Genomic DNA, 18,083 nt, shown 5'->3' on the forward strand with positions numbered 1-18,083 from the left:
GCGATGGAAATCACCCAAATTTCCGACGACTTCAGTACTTGCGGTCAATTGGAGACCGATGACTTGTCGGAAGTCAAAACGCATGGATTTCGCTCGCTAATCTGTGTGCGCCCAGACGGCGAACAAAAGGATCAGCCTACTTTTGGCAAGATCCAAGACTGCGCCAATGCGCAAGGTCTTCAAGCTCGTTATGTGCCGGTCAAACCCTCCGGCGCAACAGAAGCGAACCACATTGCATTTTCTAAGGCGTTGGCAGAGCTGCCCGAGCCTGTCCTTGGCTACTGCCGAAGCGGTCAGCGCGCTGCAATGCTGTGGCACGCACGACGACATACTGCGGCGTAGCGGGAGGTAAGGATGCGGGTGGCGCAATATCTGCCGGTTCTGAGTTGGGCTCGCAGCTATGGACGGGCAGAGCTTTCTAACGATCTGATGGCAGCGGTGATCGTCACCATCATGCTGATACCCCAATCCTTGGCCTACGCGCTCCTGGCTGGATTGCCTCCAGAAGCGGGGCTGTATGCATCCATCGCGCCAATTCTTCTTTACGCAATATTTGGAACCAGTCGCGCCTTAGCGGTTGGCCCGGTTGCCGTTGTCTCACTGTTAACTGCGTCAGCGGTCGGTCAGGTTGCTGAACAAGGCACGGCAGGTTACGCGGTTGCGGCACTAACCCTCGCATTTCTTTCTGGCGGTTTCCTGTTGCTTTTGGGGTTCTTGCGGCTAGGCTTCCTGGCTAATTTTTTGAGCCACCCGGTGATTGCGGGGTTTATCACAGCATCTGGGATCTTGATCGCCGCCAGCCAACTCAAGCACATTTTCGGTGTGAATGCTCACGGACATACATTGCTCGAGATCCTCGCATCGATTGCTGCGCACTTGCATGAGGTGAATTGGGTTACGCTCGTTATCGGCCTTGGTGCGACGGCCTTCCTTTTTTGGGCCCGCCGTTGGTTAAAACCCGGATTATTGAGGCTAGGCGCCCCGGCGGCGCTTGCTGACATTCTGACGAAGGCGGGACCTGTTGCCGCCGTAGTTGCTACTACGGTTGCGGTTTGGGCATTAGATCTTGTCGAAATGGGTGTGGAAATCGTTGGGGAAGTCCCGCAAAGCCTGCCGCCGCTCACATTGCCAGTATTTGCGCTCGACTTGCTTGCGGCGCTGTTGGTTCCGGCGGTCCTGATTTCAGTGATTGGCTTTGTCGAATCCGTCTCAGTCGCGCAAACATTGGCTGCCAAGAAACGTCAACGGATTGATCCGGACCAGGAACTCATTGGGCTGGGCGCAGCCAATATAGGCGCAGCGTTCACCGGAGGCTATCCAGTCACGGGGGGATTTGCGCGATCAGTCGTCAATTTCGATGCCGGCGCCGAAACTCCTGCTGCGGGCGCCTACACGGCGCTTGGCCTCGCGATCGCCGCCTTGGCGTTGACGCCATTGGTGTACTTCTTGCCAAACGCTACGTTGGCCGCCACAATCATTGTGGCGGTTCTGAGCCTCGTAGATTTTTCAATATTGCGCAGAACATGGGACTATTCCCGAGCGGACTTCATCGCGGTATCTGCAACGGTTTTTCTGACGCTCGGTTTGGGTGTCGAAGTCGGCGTCGCGTCTGGAGTGGCGATTTCAGTTCTTCTGCATCTATACAAGACGTCTCGACCGCATGTTGCGGAAGTGGGCCGTGTGCCCGGGACAGAGCACTTTCGAAATGTCCTGCGCCACGATGTCGAAACCGCACCTACGGTGTTGACGCTGCGCATCGACGAGAGCCTTTATTTTGTAAACGCCGGCTTTCTGGAAGAACTGATCTTCAGTCGCCTTGCCGAGCGGACAATGGTCAAACATGTTGTTTTGATGTTCTCCGCCGTTAACGAAGTGGACTACTCAGCGCTGGAAACTCTCGAGGCGATCAATCACCGCCTTAGAGAGCTTGGTGTTGGCCTACATCTGTCCGAAGTTAAGGGTCCTGTTATGGACAGACTCAAACGGTCTCATCTTGTCGACGGTCTGAACGGCAGGGTTTTCTTGTCCCAGCACGATGCGTGGACAACGCTCATAGCAGAAGCGAGCGAGTGACAAAGATCAGATTGGTTTGTTCACGTGATCTGAACGAGCGCTTTGGTCCGCATAGCGAACCTATGAGCGTATTTGTTGAATGAACGCCTCGTGCCCATATGTGCCATCAAAGGCAATCGCTTTCTGAATAAAGGAGAACCGTCGAAACCGTCCTTCACAGGTGAATTCTTGTTTGAACTGTCAAGTCAGCGTTCAGTTATGAAGGACAGCCCAGACACGAGTTGTTTCAAGCCAAGCGCCGCACCGGCGAAGATGGCAGCGAATGTTACAGGCGCGCTGTAGGTCAATAGTGAGAAGGCAGATATACCTTGTCCGACGCTGCAACCAACCGCGATGATCGCGCCTGGCCCCATAATCGCCGCGCCGAGCATTTGACGCTTGAGTTCACGTGGATCCTCGCATGCTTCCCATCGGAAATGACCTTTGGACCAGGACCCCAAAAATGCACCAATGAGAACGCCGGAGACTGATCCGACCGCAAAGGACAAAGTGTTTCCGGAGGCTGTCATAAGGTAGAATATTGTGTCGCCAAGAGGTGCCGCGAAGGTATGGGTTTGAACTGGCTCACCATCGAAACCGTGCGTCGCAACCCAATTCGTGCCGAGCCAACCTGATACGATCGCCAGTCCAACTATAGATCCCCAGAACACCTGTGCGGGAGTGCGGCGGAAGCGCTGGTTTGCCAAGGCGAAAATCACCAACGCAACGCCGATGACAGAGCCAATGAGCCAAGCTGGGATAGAGGTCAGTTGTTCGGCCAGGAAGCTCATGCTCTGCGGGCCATTAAGACCCATTTCCTCGGGGAAGACCCAAACGCGCAAATACGCAAGGGGCCCGGACATGACAACGTAAGCAGATAGCCCCATAATCAATACGATGACGAAGGATCGAAGGTCGCCGCCCCCAAGCCTTGCCAGCGCGCCATAGCCGCAGTTTCCGCTGATGGCCATTCCGTAACCAAACATGAGACCACCTACGATCGACCCAAGTGGGTTCCAGGTCTGTGCAAAATACCTTGTTCCAACAGGGTCCAGCCACCCTAAAGCCATAGCTGTGTGGCTGCCGACAATTGCTACGCCGATCGCAATTGCCCACATGCGCAGCCGCCGGTCATCATCTGCGTAAAGGTAATCTTCGATTGCACCCAACGTGCAGAAACGGCCAATGCGTGCGGCCAAGCCCAACACAATGCCGCCGATCAAACCGATCAGGGCAACGGTGTTGGCGTCTCCCAATGCTTCGAACATTGCCAGTCTCCTCCCAAAGCTGGCGGTTACTTTTGGCGACTTCTACTTCTCCCTGCAGAATAGATCGTAGACGACTTCCAGAATCTGTGTCGATCGATCATCCGCCAGTCTGTAGTAGATCGTTTTCCCCTCGCGCCGTGTTTTCACCAAGCCCTCAAAGCGCAAGCGGGACAGTTGTTGAGACACCGCAGCCTGACGTGCCGAGAGCATTTCCTCCATTTGCGTGACAGATTTTTCCCCCGAGGACAGATAGCACAAGATCATCAAGCGCCCTTCATGGCTGATCGCCTTAAGGAAACTCGACGCCGTCTGAGCATTCTCCATCATTCTGTCCAGGTCTTCGGCGCACATGTCCGGGGAGAACACAGGCAGTTTCGAAGATTTGTCCAACAAGATCGCCTCGCTTTCATAGCTTCACGCATTCATAACAGTTTATGGAATGCGCCACAGTTTATCCAGAGGTCTCAATCGATACACCAGCGTCACGCAGCAAAACGCCCAGCACCCCCCAGAAAAAATCTTCACCGGGATAGCCTTCGATCCGACCGACCTCTTCGCCATTCTCCAGCAGAACAAAGGTTGGCGTGTAGTAGAGGGGCCGATCCAATGCGATGCCATCAGGTATGACTTTGTGGATATCGATGCGCTTAAGTGGAGCGGCTTGTCCTTCGGGTGTCTTGGGGTAGATCTCCGAGATTTCCGAGTCCCAACGCGCGCACCACATACAGCCGTCTTCTTCTGCCATCAATAGTGTCATCTCTGCCCGGGAAGCCACGGGAGAAACAAGCAACGTGATCGCAAACAAAGGCAGAAGTAGGTGGCGCATCTCACGCTCCGATTGACCGCAGTGATATATTCTTATTATTTTGAATGTGTGAATGATAGCGCGTCAGGACGGGTTTGACCATGCTCGACATTACATATGCAGGGGCTTTGGTCGCAGGACTGTTGTCTTTCCTGTCGCCCTGCGTCTTACCCATTGTGCCGTTTTACCTTAGCTATCTGGCAGGGGTCGGGATGGAGCAAATAGCCGCAGGGTCTACATTATCCGGCGACGTTCGTCGTAAGGCAACGCTTTCGGCAATTGCATTTGCAGCGGGGATCGTAACGATCTTCATGGCGCTGGGTGCGACGGCTTCGATATTCGGACAGTTGGTTCGAGAGTATTTCGACATTCTGCGTTGGATCGCAGCAGCCATCATTATTGCCATGGGCCTGCATTTCCTGGGGGTTATTCGTGTTGGGTTCCTGTATCGCCAGTTTCGTGCGGACGTCGGTGAGACATCAAATGTAAGCCTGCTTGGGGCTTATGTTCTGGGATTGGCGTTTGCTTTTGGCTGGACACCCTGCGTCGGGCCGGTGCTCGCTGCGATCCTGTTTACGGCGGCCGGAACCGATACGGCTTGGCGTGGAGCGCTTCTGTTATTCGTCTATGGGGTTGGAATGACCGCTCCGTTTGTGCTGGCGGCCTTTTTGGTCCGCCCCTTCATGCAATGGATGGCGCGGTTCAGAAAGCATTTGCCATTGATCGAAAAGGCAATGGGAAGTTTGCTGATTCTTTTCGGTGTCCTGATTGCAACCAACTCCATCAATCACATCGCACAATGGATGCTCGACCACATGCCCTGGCTCGCAGCCATAGGTTAATTCGGGAGGAAGACATGAAACGAGTTTTGTCAGTATTGATCGCGTGTCTGATCGGCGGGGCAGTTTCCGCTGCTGAACTGGGCGACGACGGTTTGCATAAAACACCTTGGATGCGCGACACGTTCAAGGACCTCCGCGAGGATCTTGAAGAGGCCTCGAGCGAGGACAAACGGCTGGTGTTATTCATTGAACAGCAGGGCTGTATCTATTGCAAAAAGATGCATGAAGAGGTGTTCCCCCAGCCTGATCTGGCGGCATTTATCGAAGAAAACTTCTTTGTCGTCCAACTGGATTTGCATGGCAGTACCACGGCCACTGACTTTGACGGGGAAGAAAACGAGCAAAGAGCGCTGATGCGCAAATGGGGGATTCTGTTTACCCCAACGCTTGTTTTTCTGCCGGAAGAGGTGCCCGAGAACGCCTCAGCCATCGATGCCGCGGTTGCTGTAATGCCGGGGGCGTTCTCTAAAGGAACAACCTTGGATCTGTTCACCTGGGTCGATGAAAAACGGTATGAACTTGATAATGGTGAAGATTTTCAACGATATCATGCCCGTCGCATTCAGGAGCGAAACAATGTTTCTCAAGATTAAGCGTTACCGTTATAAATAAAAAAATTCACCATAATGAATTTAATGTTGCGACAAGCGGTACTCGTCGACTACGGTACACAAAGGCTTTGGGTCGCAAGGCGCCGTCGGCGCGTTAGCAAATGGGAGGGATCATGAAGCTGAGACTCTTAACATCGGTCTGCGCAATGACAGGCGTTGCCGCATTTGCGGCAGATACAGATCCGAAAGACGTAACCTATGACGACTATGGTGCGATCGAGGTTTCTCTGTCCGGCACTGCTGGTGATGCGGCTAATGGCGCACTCATCGTTGGCGACAAGTCAAAAGGCAACTGCGTCGCGTGCCACGCGGTCACGGTTTTGGCAGACATCCCGTTCCACGGTGAAGTCGGCCCGATGCTGGATGGTGCCGGTGATCGTTGGACCGAAGCAGAGCTTCGAGGGTTGGTCGCAAACGCAAAGATGACATTTGAAGGCACGGTGATGCCAGCTTTCTACAAGGATGACGGCTATATCCGCCCGGGCGACGCCTATACCGGCAAAGCCCCAACCGCGCCTTTGACGTCGATCCTTACAGCACAGGAAATCGAGGACGTGGTCGCGTTTCTCGCGACCCTGAAAGAAGAATAGATGCGCTTCCAGGCGCGGGTTTTCGAAGAATCAAAGGAGATTGAAAATGGAACTCTCTCGCCGCGAGACACTGGCCCTTGGGCTGGGCGCCGCGTTCCTGACAATTATGCCGCTTCGGGCAAATGCAGCTGCTGAAGATGCCATCGCGGCATTTACAGGCGGGGCAGATATGGCTGATGGCGGTGTTACGTTGACTGCACCGGAAATCGCAGAAAACGGAAATACTGTACCTATCGAAGTGAGTGCTCCGGGTGCCGCTGCAATTCTGATCGTGGCTGCAGGCAACCCCGAACCGGGCGTCGCGACATTCAATTTCGGTCCATTGGCGGCTGAACAAGCCGCATCAACCCGCATCCGTCTTGCCGGAACGCAGGACGTCGTTGCCGTGGCGAAGATGGCAGATGGCAGCTTTGCCAAAGCGTCCGCGACCGTAAAAGTGACAATCGGCGGCTGCGGCGGCTGATCGCCACGCGCCCTGAAGAACAGGAGATTAACCAATGGCATCCGGTGTAAAACCCCGCGTCAAGGTTCCAAAGACAGCCGCTGCTGGTGAAACCATAACGATCAAGACACTGATCAGCCACAAGATGGAAAGCGGCCAGCGTAAAGACAAAGAAGGCAACGTCATCCCGCGCTCGATCATCAACCGTTTCACCTGCGAGTTTAATGGAGAAATGGTAGTTGATGTGACGATGGAGCCGGCGATTTCGACAAACCCGTACTTCCAGTTCGAAGCAACTGTGCCCGAGGCCGGTGAGTTTGTCTTCACTTGGTACGATGATGACGGCTCTGTCTACGATGAGAAGAAAACGATCGAGATCGCCTGACGGCTCGACGACTAAGGCAGATCAGTGCTGGTCGGAGGAACTGGCGCTGGTCCACCAAGGGAGGAACGCAATGAATACCAAGGTACTTACGGCGATCGCGGCAGTTCTGGTTTTCCCGGCTGCAGCAATGGCTGGTCCTGACGAAGAGAATCTTGTGATCAATGATGAGCTGGACATGACCTCGGTCACTGAAGCTCCGGCACATCTGGAAAATTTGGACACGATCTATTCGGGTTGGCATTTCCGCACGGATGAAACGCAAGCGCTTCAAATTGATGACTTCGACAATCCTGCAATGATCTTCGTCGATCAGGCCGCCGATCTCTTCGAGACCGTCGATGGTACCGCGGGCGAGAGCTGTGCCTCATGCCACGATGGGGTGGAAAGCTTCAAGGGATTGCAGGCGTCCATGCCGAAGGTGGATGCCGAAACTGGTAAGCTGGTCGTCATGGAAGATCTGATCAACAAGTGTCGTACGGACCGTATGGAAGCGGATGCCTGGAAATGGTCCGGGGGCGACATGCAAGGCATGGTCGCTTTGATCGGTCTGCAATCACGTGGGTTGCCAATGAATGTCGCGATTGATGGCGATGCCGCCCCGTACTGGGAGCAAGGCAAGGAGATGTATTATACCCGCTATGGTCAGCTCGAGTTGAGCTGTGCCAATTGTCATGAAGACAACTGGGGCAACATGATCCGTGCTGACCACCTGAGCCAAGGTATGATCAACGGGTTCCCGACTTATCGTCTGAAACAGGCCAAGCTGATCTCGCGCCACAATCGTTTCCGCGGCTGTATTCGCGATACGCGGGCGGAAACTTTTGCGGAAGGATCGGACGAGTTTCGTGCGCTTGAGCTTTATGTGGCCTCACGTGGCAACGGGCTTTCAGTCGAAACTCCTGCAGTACGCCAATAACGAACAAGCCGCGCGGGCGTTGTCCTGCGCGGGTTTTTCATACATATAACATGCACACATTTATATGTGTTACAGGAAAGCTGATAGATGATTTCTCGACGTGACTTCTTGCAGGTTTCAATGGCTGCATCAGCTTTGTACGGGGCGTCCGGGTTCGGAAACTGGGCCAGACTTGCCGCGCAGCAAAGCCTAACACAGGATCAATTGTTGGAGTTCGAGACCTTCGGAAACATCAGCCTGATACATGTCACCGATATTCACGCGCAACTCAAACCGATCTATTTCCGCGAACCCGAGATAAACCTTGGTATTGGCGATGCACGAGGGCAGATGCCGCATGTCACAGGGGCGGCGTTCCGTAAGGCCTACGGGATCGAAGATGGAAGCCCGTCGGCCTATGCCCTGACCTACAATGATTTCTCTTCGCTGGCCAAGACCTACGGTCGGGTTGGTGGATTGGACCGGGTCTCAACTGTCATCAACGCCATTCGTGCTGACCGTCCTGATGCCCTGCTTCTGGATGGTGGCGATACCTGGCATGGCTCTTACACCTGTTACCAGACAGCGGGTCAGGACATGGTCAATGTCATGAACGCTCTGAATCCCGATGCTATGACCTTCCATTGGGAGTTCACGTTGGGCAGCGACAGGGTTAACGAAATCGTCGAAGGTTTGCCCTTTGCGGCCTTAGGTCAAAACATCTTTGATGCCGAGTGGGACGAACCTGCGGAATTGTTCCAGCCCTATAAGTTCTTTGATCGGGGCGGCGCAAAGGTTGCTGTTATCGGGCAAGCGTTTCCTTACATGCCAATCGCGAACCCAGGCTGGATGTTCCCAGAATATTCGTTCGGTATCCGGGATGAAAACATGCAGGCCATGGTCGACGAGGTTCGCGATGCCGGCGCTGATGTCGTTGTCGTCCTCAGCCACAACGGCTTTGACGTGGACAAGAAGATGGCAGGTCGGGTGCAAGGGATCGACGTGATCCTTAGCGGTCACACCCATGACGCGCTACCCGAGCCGGTTCTGGTCGGTAAAACTCATATCATTGCGTCTGGCTCGAACGGCAAATTCGTCAGCCGCGTCGATCTCGACGTGAGGGACGGGCAGATGATGGGGCTGCAGCACAAGCTGATCCCGATCTTCTCTGACGTCATCGCTCCTGATCCTAAGATCACCGCTCTGATAGATGGTCAGCGCGCGCCGTACGAGGCTGCGCTGAGTGAGGTGATTGGCAAAACGGATTCGTTGCTCTACCGCCGCGGCAACTTTAACGGCACCTGGGATGACCTGATTTGCGATGCCCTGATCAATGAGCGTGAGGCAGACATCGCGATGTCGCCTGGCGTCCGTTGGGGACCCTCAATCCTGCCGGGACAAGATATCACGCGCGAGGACATCTGGAACGTCACATCGATGTCGTATCCCAATGCCTATCGCACAGAAATGACAGGCGAATTCATCCACGTCATTCTCGAGGATGTCGGCGACAACCTGTTCAACCCCGACCCTTATTACCAGCAAGGCGGCGATATGGTCCGCGTCGGTGGGCTTGGCTACCGCATCGATGTGAACAAGCCACAAGGGCAACGGATCAGCGAAATGACTTTGCTCAAAACGGGTGAAGCGATTGATCCATCGAAAACCTACGTCGTGGCTGGTTGGGCCAGTGTCAACGAAGGCACCGAGGGCCCGCCGATCTGGGATGTCGTCGAAAACCACATTCGCAACCTTGGCACCGTCACGGTGCAAGAGAACACCAGTGTCGATGTTGTCGGCGCTTAAGAAACAGATGGAGACCTAAGAGATATGGATGACGCGTTCAAACCGTCCCGCCGGGCCTTCTTGAAAGGCAGTGCTGCGGTCGCCGCAGGATCAGTTGCGGGTGCGGCAGCGGCAGACACGCCCGACCCACTGATAACAGAGCTTCAGGATTGGGCGTCTTACACGGGTGCCGGTGTTGATGAGTCACCTTATGGCATGCCGATCAGTTTTGAATCCCATGTTGTGCGCCGCAATGTGGAATGGCTGACCGCCTCTCCGATTTCGTCGATTAACTTCACGCCGATCCACGCGCTTGAAGGCACGATCACTCCGCAAGGATGCGCCTTTGAGCGTCATCATTCAGGTGCGATTGAACTGCGCAAGGAGGATTATCGCCTGATGATCAACGGGCTGGTCGATCGCCCGCTTGTGTTTACTTATGAAGACATTGAGCGGTTCCCGCGCGAAAACCATGTGTATTTCTGCGAATGTGCGGCAAATACCGGTATGGAGTGGGCGGGTGCGCAACTCAACGGCGTCCAATTTACGCACGGCATGATTCACAACATGGAATACACCGGTGTTCCGCTGCGTACGCTGTTGCAGGAAGCAGGCGCCGATATCTCACCCGACAAATGGGTCTATGTTGAGGGCGCAGATGCGTCATCCAATGGCCGCTCCATCCCGATGGAAAAAGCACTGGATGACGTGTTGGTGGCTTTCAAGGCAAATGGTGAAGCACTGCGCATGGAACATGGTTACCCCGTGCGACTGGTTGTTCCCGGGTGGGAAGGCAACATGTGGGTCAAGTGGCTGCGCCGCATTGAGGTTGTCGATATGGCGGTCGAAAGCCGCGAAGAAACATCAAAATACACTGATGTTTACGCCGATGGCACGGCCCAGAAATGGACGTGGGTCATGGATGCTAAGTCCGTCATTACTTCACCCAGCCCTCAAATGCCCATCAAACATGGACCGGGACCTTTGGTCATTTCCGGACTTGCCTGGTCAGGCCACGGGCAAATTACGCGGGTCGATGTGTCCAAGGACGGTGGGATCACCTGGGAGACTGCGCGTCTTGGCAAGCAGGGCGACAGCAAGGCTTTGACGCGCTTCTATCTCGATACGAACTGGGACGGAGCTCCAATGCTTTTGCAGGCCCGGGCGATAGACGAGACTGGCTATGTGCAGCCGACCAAAGACCAACTGCGCGAAAAGCGCGGAGAGAACTCGGTCTACCACAACAACTGTATCCAGACTTGGTACGTGAGCGCAGAAGGGATCGCTGAGAATGTCGAAGTCTCTTAGTCATGTTTTCCTGCCCGTATTTGGTGGCACAGCCTTGGTGCTTGCGGCAGCGTTGGTATTTGCCAATCGGAACTACGGCCAGTCGAAGATAGACAGTTTGGAAACCCGGATAGGTCAGGTTGAGGCGCATGCAGCCGCAGCCCAAGAAAATGCGCAAGCGGAGGCCAGCCGAGCAGCTGAACTCGAGACTAAAGTCGAAGAAATCCAAGCGGCCGCCGCGGAACGGGTTGCAAATGGTGCGAACCTAACTGCACCGGCGCCCAGTCGCGACGGTACTATTGGGCTTGGACGTCCTGCATTGGAGGAAGAGATCGCTGCCTGGGACGTTGACATCTTGCCCGACGGGCGTGGCTTGCCGGTTGGATCAGGCGATGTCTGGACTGGAGAAGAAGTGTTTGTCGACCGGTGTGCGTCCTGTCACGGCGAGTTTGCCGAAGGCGCCGACAATTGGCCTGTTCTGGCCGGTGGATTCGACACGCTTGCCGACGAAGATCCTGTAAAAACCGTTGGGTCCTATTGGCCGCATTTGTCCACCGCCTGGGATTACATTTCTCGGTCGATGCCGTTTGGTGAAGCGGGCACGCTGACAGCGGACGAGACATACGCAATCGTCGCCTATATCCTTTATTCCAATGACCTGGTGGATGACGATTTCGTTCTCAGCAATGAAAACTTCGCCGAATTCGAGATGCACAACAAGGATGGGTTTGTCGTCGATACGCGACCTGAGACTGAGTACGCAGAATGGCAAAAAGAGCCCTGTATGGAGAATTGCAAAACAGAAGCCTCTGTTACTATGCGCTCTGTATTTCTGGTTGAGACGCCACCAGAAGGCGGTTCGAATTCGGTCATGAACGAAGCCAGCGCGGACGAGTTGCCGACGTTTACGGTGGAAGGACCCTCGTTCATTCCGGCCGCAGCGCCAAAGCCTGAGGAAGAAGCCGCCGCAACACCGGCTGTTCAGGAAACCGACGAGGCTGATCAGACTACGGAACTGTTCGCAGCCGGTGAGAAGGTCTTCAAGAAATGTAAAGCCTGCCATCAGGTTGGTGACGGTGCAAAGGACAGTACGGGTCCGGCGCTGAACGGGGTAATAGGGGCCAACGCAGGGTCGGTTGAAGGGTTCAAATACTCCAAAGCTATGAAAACGGCTGCCGAGGCTGGTCTTGTTTGGACCGAAGAAGAAATGGCGGCCTTCCTGGCAAAACCCAAGGACTACATGAAGGGTACACGCATGTCCTTTGCTGGGCTCAAGAAACCAGACGATATTGAAGCCGTGATCGTTTACCTCAAGTCGTTCGGAAGCTGATCATGCGCTGGTCGAACATTTTGAAGTGCGCAGCGGCCTTAGTTGCTGTTGCCCCATCGACCCACGCCACCGAAGGCCTCGGCGACGCCGAAGCTGGTAAAAAAGTGTTCGCCAAATGCAAAGGCTGTCATCAGGTTGGAGATGGAGCCAAAAACAAAATCGGGCCGCATTTGAATGGTGTCTTTGGGCGCAAGGCTGCTGGTCTGGATGGTTTCAATTACTCAAAGAGCCTAGAGCGTGCGGGCAACTCGGGTCTGGAATGGCACGCTGATACTCTGTCCGCCTACATCGAAAACCCACGCGCATTTGCGTCAGGCACGCGGATGAGTTTTCCCGGTTTGAAAGACCCGGAAGACCGAGCCAACGTGATCGCCTATTTGCGGGCATTTTCGGATAATCCTCAGGACATCCCAGAAGCGGACCCAACGGCGAAAGGCACGGATCATTCGGTCGATCCCGCGATCCTGGCGATACAAGGAGATCCTGAGTACGGCGCATATCTCAGCAGCGAATGCACAACGTGTCACCAGATCGAAGGGGGCGATGAGGGCATTCCTTCGATTGTGTACTGGCCTGACGAAGACTTCGTGGTCGCCATGCACGCTTACAAGGACAAACAGCGGCCACATCCGGTCATGCAAATGATCGCTGGACGGCTGAGCAATGACGAGATCGCGGCATTGGCCGCCTACTTCAATAATCCAGAATGAAAGTGCCCAAGGGGAGGAAACGCGATGACACTCAATAGACGAGTATTTCTTGGAGCCGCCGGGGTAGTGGCCGCCGGGCTATCCGCTCCGATGGTGCTGGCTCAAGGCAAGCCCCGTGTAGTGGTTGTTGGTGGCGGTGCAGGCGGTGCAACTGCCGCGCGGTACATTGCAAAGGACAGTAAAGGTGAGATTGACGTGACGCTGATTGAGCCGTCTCGGACCTACTACACCTGTTTCTTCTCAAACCTTTATTTGGGAGGTTTTCAGGAGCTATCGGACATCGCCCACAGCTACGGCACGCTTGCCGCGAACTACGGTATCAACGTCGTGCATGATTGGGCCACTGGGGTCGACCGCGACGCAAAGACGGTGTCCTTGGCAGGTGGTGGGTCAGTTCCTTATGACAAACTGATCCTCAGCCCGGGTATCGACTTTGTTGATGGCGCGGTCGAGGGCTGGGATCTGTCGGCCCAGAATAAGATGCCGCATGCTTACAAAGCTGGTTCTCAGACAGAGCTCTTGAAAGCGCAAATCATGGCAATGCCTGAAGGTGGCACCTTCGCGATGGTCGCTCCTCCTAACCCCTTCCGTTGCCCGCCTGGGCCATATGAGCGGATTTCGATGGTTGCGCATGTTTTGAAGAAGAATAATCCGACAGCAAAGATCATTGTGGCCGACCCGAAGCCAAAATTCTCAAAAATGGCGTTGTTCCAAGAAGGCTGGGGAAACAACTACGAAGGAATGGTCGACTGGATCGGCGAAGATTTCGGCGGTGGCATTGTATCCGTCAATCCGGATGCAATGACGGTGACTATCGACGGCGAAGAGACAAAAGTCGATGTCTGCAATGTGATCCCAGCGATGAAAGCAGGTCGCATTGCGGAAATGGCAGGAGTAACCGACGGCAACTGGGCACCAGTAAACGCTGCGGACATGTCCTCCAAAGCCGATCCGGACATATATGTTCTCGGTGATGCCAGCCAGCAGGGTGACATGCCGAAATCCGGATTTTCGGCAAACAGCCAGGCAAAGGTCTGCGCGAATGCCGTTCGAGGTGCGTTGACCGGGTCTAAAGTATTCCCGGCCAAGTTCTCGAACACATGCTGGTCGCTCATCGATACCGATGATGGCGTGAAGGTTGGCGCAACCTATGAGGCGACGCCAGAAAAGATTGCCAAAGTCGATGGCTTTATCAGTCAAACCGGTGAAGATGCCGATTTGAGAAAAGCAACCTACGAAGAGTCACTGGGTTGGTACGCTGGTATCACGTCTGACATGTTCGGGTGAGGCATTCGGGGGCTTTGACCGGTGTCAAAGACCCCAAAGATCAATCTGAGAAAATGCGGTTCAGGAGGAGGACTAAAACCATGAAACACTTTATCGCCGCAGCCGCGTTTTCCACTGTTCTGGTGAGCCAAGGGCTTGCAGAAGAGATCATCACTATACCCTTCGACGGCAGTTTTGATGATGCAACATTCGCAGTCGAGTCTGCGATTGTGGGACAGGGACTGGTCATCGACTATGTAAGCCACGTCGGCGACATGTTGAATCGAACAGGCGCTGATGTCGGCAGCGACAAACAGATATTTGCAGCCGCAGACATCTTCATCTTCTGCTCGGCAAAAATCTCGCGTGAAGTGATGGAAGCAGACCCGATGAATATTGGCTTCTGCCCCTATGGGGTTTTTGTAGCCGAAGACGACGACGGCGTGATGGTTGGATACCGAAGCTATCCTGATGGACCAATGCAAAAGGTTCAGACCCTGTTGTCCGGGATCGTAGAAGAAGCCGTTGGGAACTGAAATGAACTATCAGCATTTTTTCCGAGATCAGTTGGAGCAGCTGCGCGAAGAGGGAAACTACAGGGTCTTTGCCGAACTTGAACGGCAGTGCGGAGCTTTCCCATCGGCGCGCAGTTATTCAGATGGAAATCCTGAAAAAGTCACGGTCTGGTGCTCCAACGACTATCTCGGAATGGGTCAGCATCCCAAGGTGCTCGCAGCCATGCACCAGGCGATTGATAAATCCGGGGCAGGTGCCGGCGGTACTCGGAATATCTCGGGGACAACCCACGAGCATGTATTGCTGGAGCAAGAGCTTGCAGACCTGCACGGCAAAGATGCGGCCTTGCTGTTTACGTCAGGCTATGTGTCAAACTGGGCCGCGCTGGGTACTTTGGCGTCCCGCATTCCCGGCATCACCGTTCTGTCTGATGAATTGAACCATGCCTCAATGATCGAGGGTATTCGCCACAGTCACTGTCAAAAGCGGATCTGGAAACACAACGACCTCGCGGACCTTGAAAAGCACCTTGCTGAACTGCCCGCCAATGCACCTAAGCTTGTAGCGTTCGAAAGCGTCTATTCCATGGATGGCGACATCGCACCAATTGCCGAGATCTGCGATCTGGCGGATCGCTATGGTGCGATGACCTATTTGGATGAGGTTCACGCCGTGGGGCTTTACGGACCACGCGGCGGAGGCATAGCTGAGCGCGAAGGCCTGATGGATCGGCTAACCGTCATCGAGGGGACGTTGGGCAAAGCATTCGGTGTAGTTGGCGGATACATCGCCGCGTCGACAGAGCTTGTCGATTTTGTCCGATCCTTTGCCAGTGGGTTTATCTTTACCACTGCATTGCCTCCTGCCGTGGCCGCAGGAGCTGCCGCTTCGGTTCGGCACCTGAAGCAAAGCAATTCGGAACGACATTTGCACCAGCAGCGCGTGCGCGAGGTTCGGGACAGGCTGGACGATTTGGGCATTCCGCATACACCAAACCCAAGTCACATCATTCCGGTCATGGTCGGCGATCCGGTCAAGTGTCGCTTCATCTCTGACGTGCTGATGCGTGACTATGGGATTTACATCCAGCCGATCAACTATCCAACCGTCCCCAAGGGAACGGAACGTCTGCGGATTACGCCTTCCCCTGTGCATTCTTCAGAAGACGTGGATCGACTGGTATCTGCCTTGGGTGAGTTATGGACGCAATGCCAACTGGCGCGCAGGCCAATGGCCGCACAATGACAGCTTGACCGAAGACAAGGACGCACACGCAACGAAGTGAGAGTTTCTGTTCATGGAGAGGCTCATCGATCTGTTTGGGGACCCGGGCGCATTGGCATTTGTCGGCGTGCTTGTAGGTATCTTGTTCGGCGTAACGGCGCAGAAGTCTCATTTTTGTTTGCGGGCATCGACCATCGAAGTTGCCGAAGGCGAGCTTGGTCCCCGCCTGGCGGTTTGGCTGATCGCCTTCGCTGCGGCGCTCACCTTAGTACAGGCGCTTGTCTCGTTTGAGTTTTTAGACCTTTCCGAGACACGCGCGATCGCGTCGAGGGGCAGCCTTAGCGGCGCAATAATTGGCGGGGCGATGTTCGGCGTTGGCATGGTTTTGGCGCGTGGGTGTGCATCTCGCCTGTTGGTATTAGCCTCCTGCGGTAATCTTCGCGCCCTGATTACAGGATTGGTTTTAACCTTAGTGGCTCAGGCTGCTTACACGGGCGTTCTTAGTCCTGTCCGAGAATTGCTTTCCGTGATCTGGACTGTCTCAGGAGGCGCCTCGAGAGACCTTTCAGAAATACTTGGATTTTCGCCAGTGGCTTACACAGCCGTTGCAGCGTTGGGATTGGTGTCGGCAATTGCCTTTGCATTTCACCGGAGGGTCGCGCCTGTCAGGATCGTAACAGCCGCAGGCGTTGGTGTGGCTGTGGCGCTTGGCTGGTTGATGACATATGCGATCGCGCAAGCATCTTTTGACGTAGTGCCCGTGTCGTCAATCACATTTACCGGACCGGCCACGGATACACTGATGGCGTTAGTTGCGGAGAGGAGCGTTGTGTTGTCCTTCGGTATCGGCCTCGTTCCAGGCGTAGCAATTGGTGCCGCAGGCGCGGCCTTAACTGCAGGGGAGTGGAAGATCGAACGTTTTGGCCCGGATACTCCGATGGAACGATACCTTGTTGGAGCTGTCTTCATGGGGTTTGGAGCCATGCTGGCCGGAGGTTGCGCCGTGGGTGCAGGGCTTTCGGGAGGGTCCGCCCTGTCATTGACAGCGTGGCTTGCCGTTTTCTTCATGTGGGTTGGAGCGATCAGCACGCATAGATTATTGAGGCGAATGCCTGTTCCACAAACGTCCTGAGCTATTCGAATTCCATCTGCTCAAATACGCGCCCGGCATTTTTTGTCGCTAGTTCCTCAAACGTGTCCAAATGGGCATATGGTGACTGATCGACATAGTATGCCTCTGCCAGATCGCCGCCAGCATCCATATGCTCTTGGATCTTGCCGCGCAGATAGGTCAGGTAATCGCGTGTATAGCGGCGCACCTGATCCATGTTTGTCGGATGACCGTGCCCGGGGATGACATATGTGGCTCCCAAAGCTTCGAACTCGTTGTCCCAAGTCTCAAGCCATTCCGCCGTATAGGTTTCCTGAAATATAGGCAGCATACGCTCGTGAAACGCCATGTCACCCGCGATAACAAGGCTTTGGTTCGGCAGCCAAATTGAGATGTCGCCGGGACTATGGGCCGGCCCGAGATATTTGGCCTCAATCCGGAAATCACCCATTTCAACAACGTATTCATCCTCGAATGTCTCGGTTGGGCCAGCCATAAAGGTTCTTTCCGCCTTGTCCTGATTGTAACGTTGCATTCCTTCAAGGATCTGAGGGCCGTATTCCTCAAATTCAGCCGCAGCATCCGAATGGGCGATAATTGGAACGTCGAGCTCTGACCAGTAGGCGTTGCCAAGCATCGCATGCCCCTGACCATTCTCGTTGAAGACAAGCTTAACCGGCTGTTCCGTGATCGCCTGAATTTCCTGGTGCAGCGCTTCGGCAAGCACGTATGCCGCACCGCCGTTTATGACGACCACGCCCTCCCCGGTAACTATGAAGCTGAGGTTGTTGTTGTGACCAGAGTTTTCATAGGTCGGCGGTGCAGTTGCGCCAATGGCGGAATAGACGCCGGGTATGTATTCGACCGGTTTGGAATACAGAACACTTTGCGGGTATTGGTCTGCAATATCCTCGCTTGCCCAAGCTGGTGTGGCCAGGGCCAAGACAATCGCCAGCGATCGCAT

Annotated in this window: 20 protein-coding genes; 16 read left to right on the forward strand and 4 right to left on the reverse strand. The window is 54.7% G+C overall.

All coding sequences use genetic code 11. From position 1 onward, the window contains the following. Nucleotides 1-3: 3 nt before the first annotated feature. Entirely contained in the window at nucleotides 4-342 is a 339-nt protein-coding gene (locus tag ACRZ96_RS11505; protein WP_170514328.1) for a TIGR01244 family sulfur transferase, read from the forward strand. Nucleotides 343-354: 12 nt separating this feature from the next. After that, a complete protein-coding gene (locus ACRZ96_RS11510) occupies nucleotides 355-2,073 on the forward strand; it encodes a sulfate permease (protein WP_170514331.1) in 1,719 nt (572 codons plus the stop codon). A 185-nt stretch (nucleotides 2,074-2,258) separates the two neighbouring features. On the opposite strand, the gene ACRZ96_RS11515 is transcribed toward ACRZ96_RS11510, so the two are convergent. The 3 genes from ACRZ96_RS11515 to ACRZ96_RS11525 form a co-directional block, all read right to left on the reverse strand. Beyond that, a complete protein-coding gene (locus ACRZ96_RS11515; RefSeq protein WP_170514334.1) occupies nucleotides 2,259-3,320 on the reverse strand; it encodes a YeeE/YedE family protein in 1,062 nt (353 codons plus the stop codon). Between the two features lie 42 nt (nucleotides 3,321-3,362). Continuing rightward, nucleotides 3,363-3,671 carry an ArsR/SmtB family transcription factor gene (locus ACRZ96_RS11520; protein WP_170514663.1) on the reverse strand — a complete coding sequence of 103 codons (309 nt, stop codon included), beginning with the start codon at nucleotides 3,669-3,671 and terminating at the stop codon, nucleotides 3,363-3,365. A gap of 100 nt (nucleotides 3,672-3,771) precedes the next feature. Further along, entirely contained in the window at nucleotides 3,772-4,146 is a 375-nt protein-coding gene (locus ACRZ96_RS11525) for a thioredoxin domain-containing protein (RefSeq protein ID WP_170514337.1), read from the reverse strand. Between the two features lie 80 nt (nucleotides 4,147-4,226). Between ACRZ96_RS11525 and ACRZ96_RS11530 the strand changes: the two genes are divergently transcribed. The 14 genes from ACRZ96_RS11530 to ACRZ96_RS11595 all read left to right on the forward strand — a co-directional run bounded on the left by ACRZ96_RS11530 (nucleotide 4,227) and on the right by ACRZ96_RS11595 (nucleotide 17,140). Further along, complete coding sequence (locus ACRZ96_RS11530) at nucleotides 4,227-4,967, forward strand: cytochrome c biogenesis protein CcdA (RefSeq protein ID WP_170514340.1); 741 nt, start codon at nucleotides 4,227-4,229, stop codon at nucleotides 4,965-4,967. Between the two features lie 14 nt (nucleotides 4,968-4,981). Continuing rightward, complete coding sequence (locus ACRZ96_RS11535; protein WP_480814602.1) at nucleotides 4,982-5,560, forward strand: thioredoxin family protein; 579 nt, start codon at nucleotides 4,982-4,984, stop codon at nucleotides 5,558-5,560. A gap of 131 nt (nucleotides 5,561-5,691) precedes the next feature. Beyond that, entirely contained in the window at nucleotides 5,692-6,168 is a 477-nt protein-coding gene (soxX, locus tag ACRZ96_RS11540; protein WP_480814603.1) for a sulfur oxidation c-type cytochrome SoxX, read from the forward strand. Between the two features lie 46 nt (nucleotides 6,169-6,214). Next, nucleotides 6,215-6,631 (forward strand): thiosulfate oxidation carrier protein SoxY, encoded by a 417-nt coding sequence (gene soxY / locus ACRZ96_RS11545; protein WP_170514352.1) that lies wholly within the window; start codon nucleotides 6,215-6,217, stop codon nucleotides 6,629-6,631. Between the two features lie 34 nt (nucleotides 6,632-6,665). Then, nucleotides 6,666-6,995 carry a thiosulfate oxidation carrier complex protein SoxZ gene (gene soxZ / locus ACRZ96_RS11550; RefSeq protein ID WP_170394054.1) on the forward strand — a complete coding sequence of 110 codons (330 nt, stop codon included), beginning with the start codon at nucleotides 6,666-6,668 and terminating at the stop codon, nucleotides 6,993-6,995. 70 nt (nucleotides 6,996-7,065) lie between these two features. Further along, on the forward strand, nucleotides 7,066-7,911 hold the full coding sequence (gene soxA, locus ACRZ96_RS11555) for a sulfur oxidation c-type cytochrome SoxA (RefSeq protein ID WP_480814604.1): 846 nt from the start codon (nucleotides 7,066-7,068) through the stop codon (nucleotides 7,909-7,911). 87 nt (nucleotides 7,912-7,998) lie between these two features. After that, nucleotides 7,999-9,696, forward strand: a complete 1,698-nt coding sequence (soxB, locus tag ACRZ96_RS11560; protein WP_480814605.1) for a thiosulfohydrolase SoxB — start codon at nucleotides 7,999-8,001, stop codon at nucleotides 9,694-9,696. Nucleotides 9,697-9,720: 24 nt separating this feature from the next. Continuing rightward, nucleotides 9,721-10,983, forward strand: coding sequence for a sulfite dehydrogenase (gene soxC / locus ACRZ96_RS11565; protein ID WP_480814606.1), 1,263 nt, complete (start codon nucleotides 9,721-9,723; stop codon nucleotides 10,981-10,983). Next, nucleotides 10,967-12,292: a c-type cytochrome gene (locus tag ACRZ96_RS11570; RefSeq protein ID WP_170514361.1), complete on the forward strand. Its 1,326-nt coding sequence runs from the start codon at nucleotides 10,967-10,969 to the stop codon at nucleotides 12,290-12,292. Before soxC ends, ACRZ96_RS11570 begins: the two co-directional genes overlap by 17 nt. Before the next feature lie 2 nt (nucleotides 12,293-12,294). After that, nucleotides 12,295-13,002 carry a c-type cytochrome gene (locus tag ACRZ96_RS11575; RefSeq protein WP_170514364.1) on the forward strand — a complete coding sequence of 236 codons (708 nt, stop codon included), beginning with the start codon at nucleotides 12,295-12,297 and terminating at the stop codon, nucleotides 13,000-13,002. Nucleotides 13,003-13,026: 24 nt separating this feature from the next. Next, on the forward strand, nucleotides 13,027-14,289 hold the full coding sequence (locus ACRZ96_RS11580) for an FCSD flavin-binding domain-containing protein (protein ID WP_480814607.1): 1,263 nt from the start codon (nucleotides 13,027-13,029) through the stop codon (nucleotides 14,287-14,289). Between the two features lie 80 nt (nucleotides 14,290-14,369). After that, nucleotides 14,370-14,804: a DUF302 domain-containing protein gene (locus ACRZ96_RS11585; RefSeq protein ID WP_480814608.1), complete on the forward strand. Its 435-nt coding sequence runs from the start codon at nucleotides 14,370-14,372 to the stop codon at nucleotides 14,802-14,804. Between the two features lies 1 nt (nucleotide 14,805). Next, nucleotides 14,806-16,029 carry a 5-aminolevulinate synthase gene (gene hemA, locus ACRZ96_RS11590; RefSeq protein ID WP_480814609.1) on the forward strand — a complete coding sequence of 408 codons (1,224 nt, stop codon included), beginning with the start codon at nucleotides 14,806-14,808 and terminating at the stop codon, nucleotides 16,027-16,029. A gap of 52 nt (nucleotides 16,030-16,081) precedes the next feature. Next, a complete protein-coding gene (locus ACRZ96_RS11595; RefSeq protein ID WP_480814610.1) occupies nucleotides 16,082-17,140 on the forward strand; it encodes a YeeE/YedE family protein in 1,059 nt (352 codons plus the stop codon). Between the two features lies 1 nt (nucleotide 17,141). On the opposite strand, the gene ACRZ96_RS11600 is transcribed toward ACRZ96_RS11595, so the two are convergent. Then, nucleotides 17,142-18,083: an MBL fold metallo-hydrolase gene (locus tag ACRZ96_RS11600; protein WP_480814676.1), complete on the reverse strand. Its 942-nt coding sequence runs from the start codon at nucleotides 18,081-18,083 to the stop codon at nucleotides 17,142-17,144.

The sequence above is a fragment of the Ruegeria sp. CF1 genome (assembly GCF_056537445.1).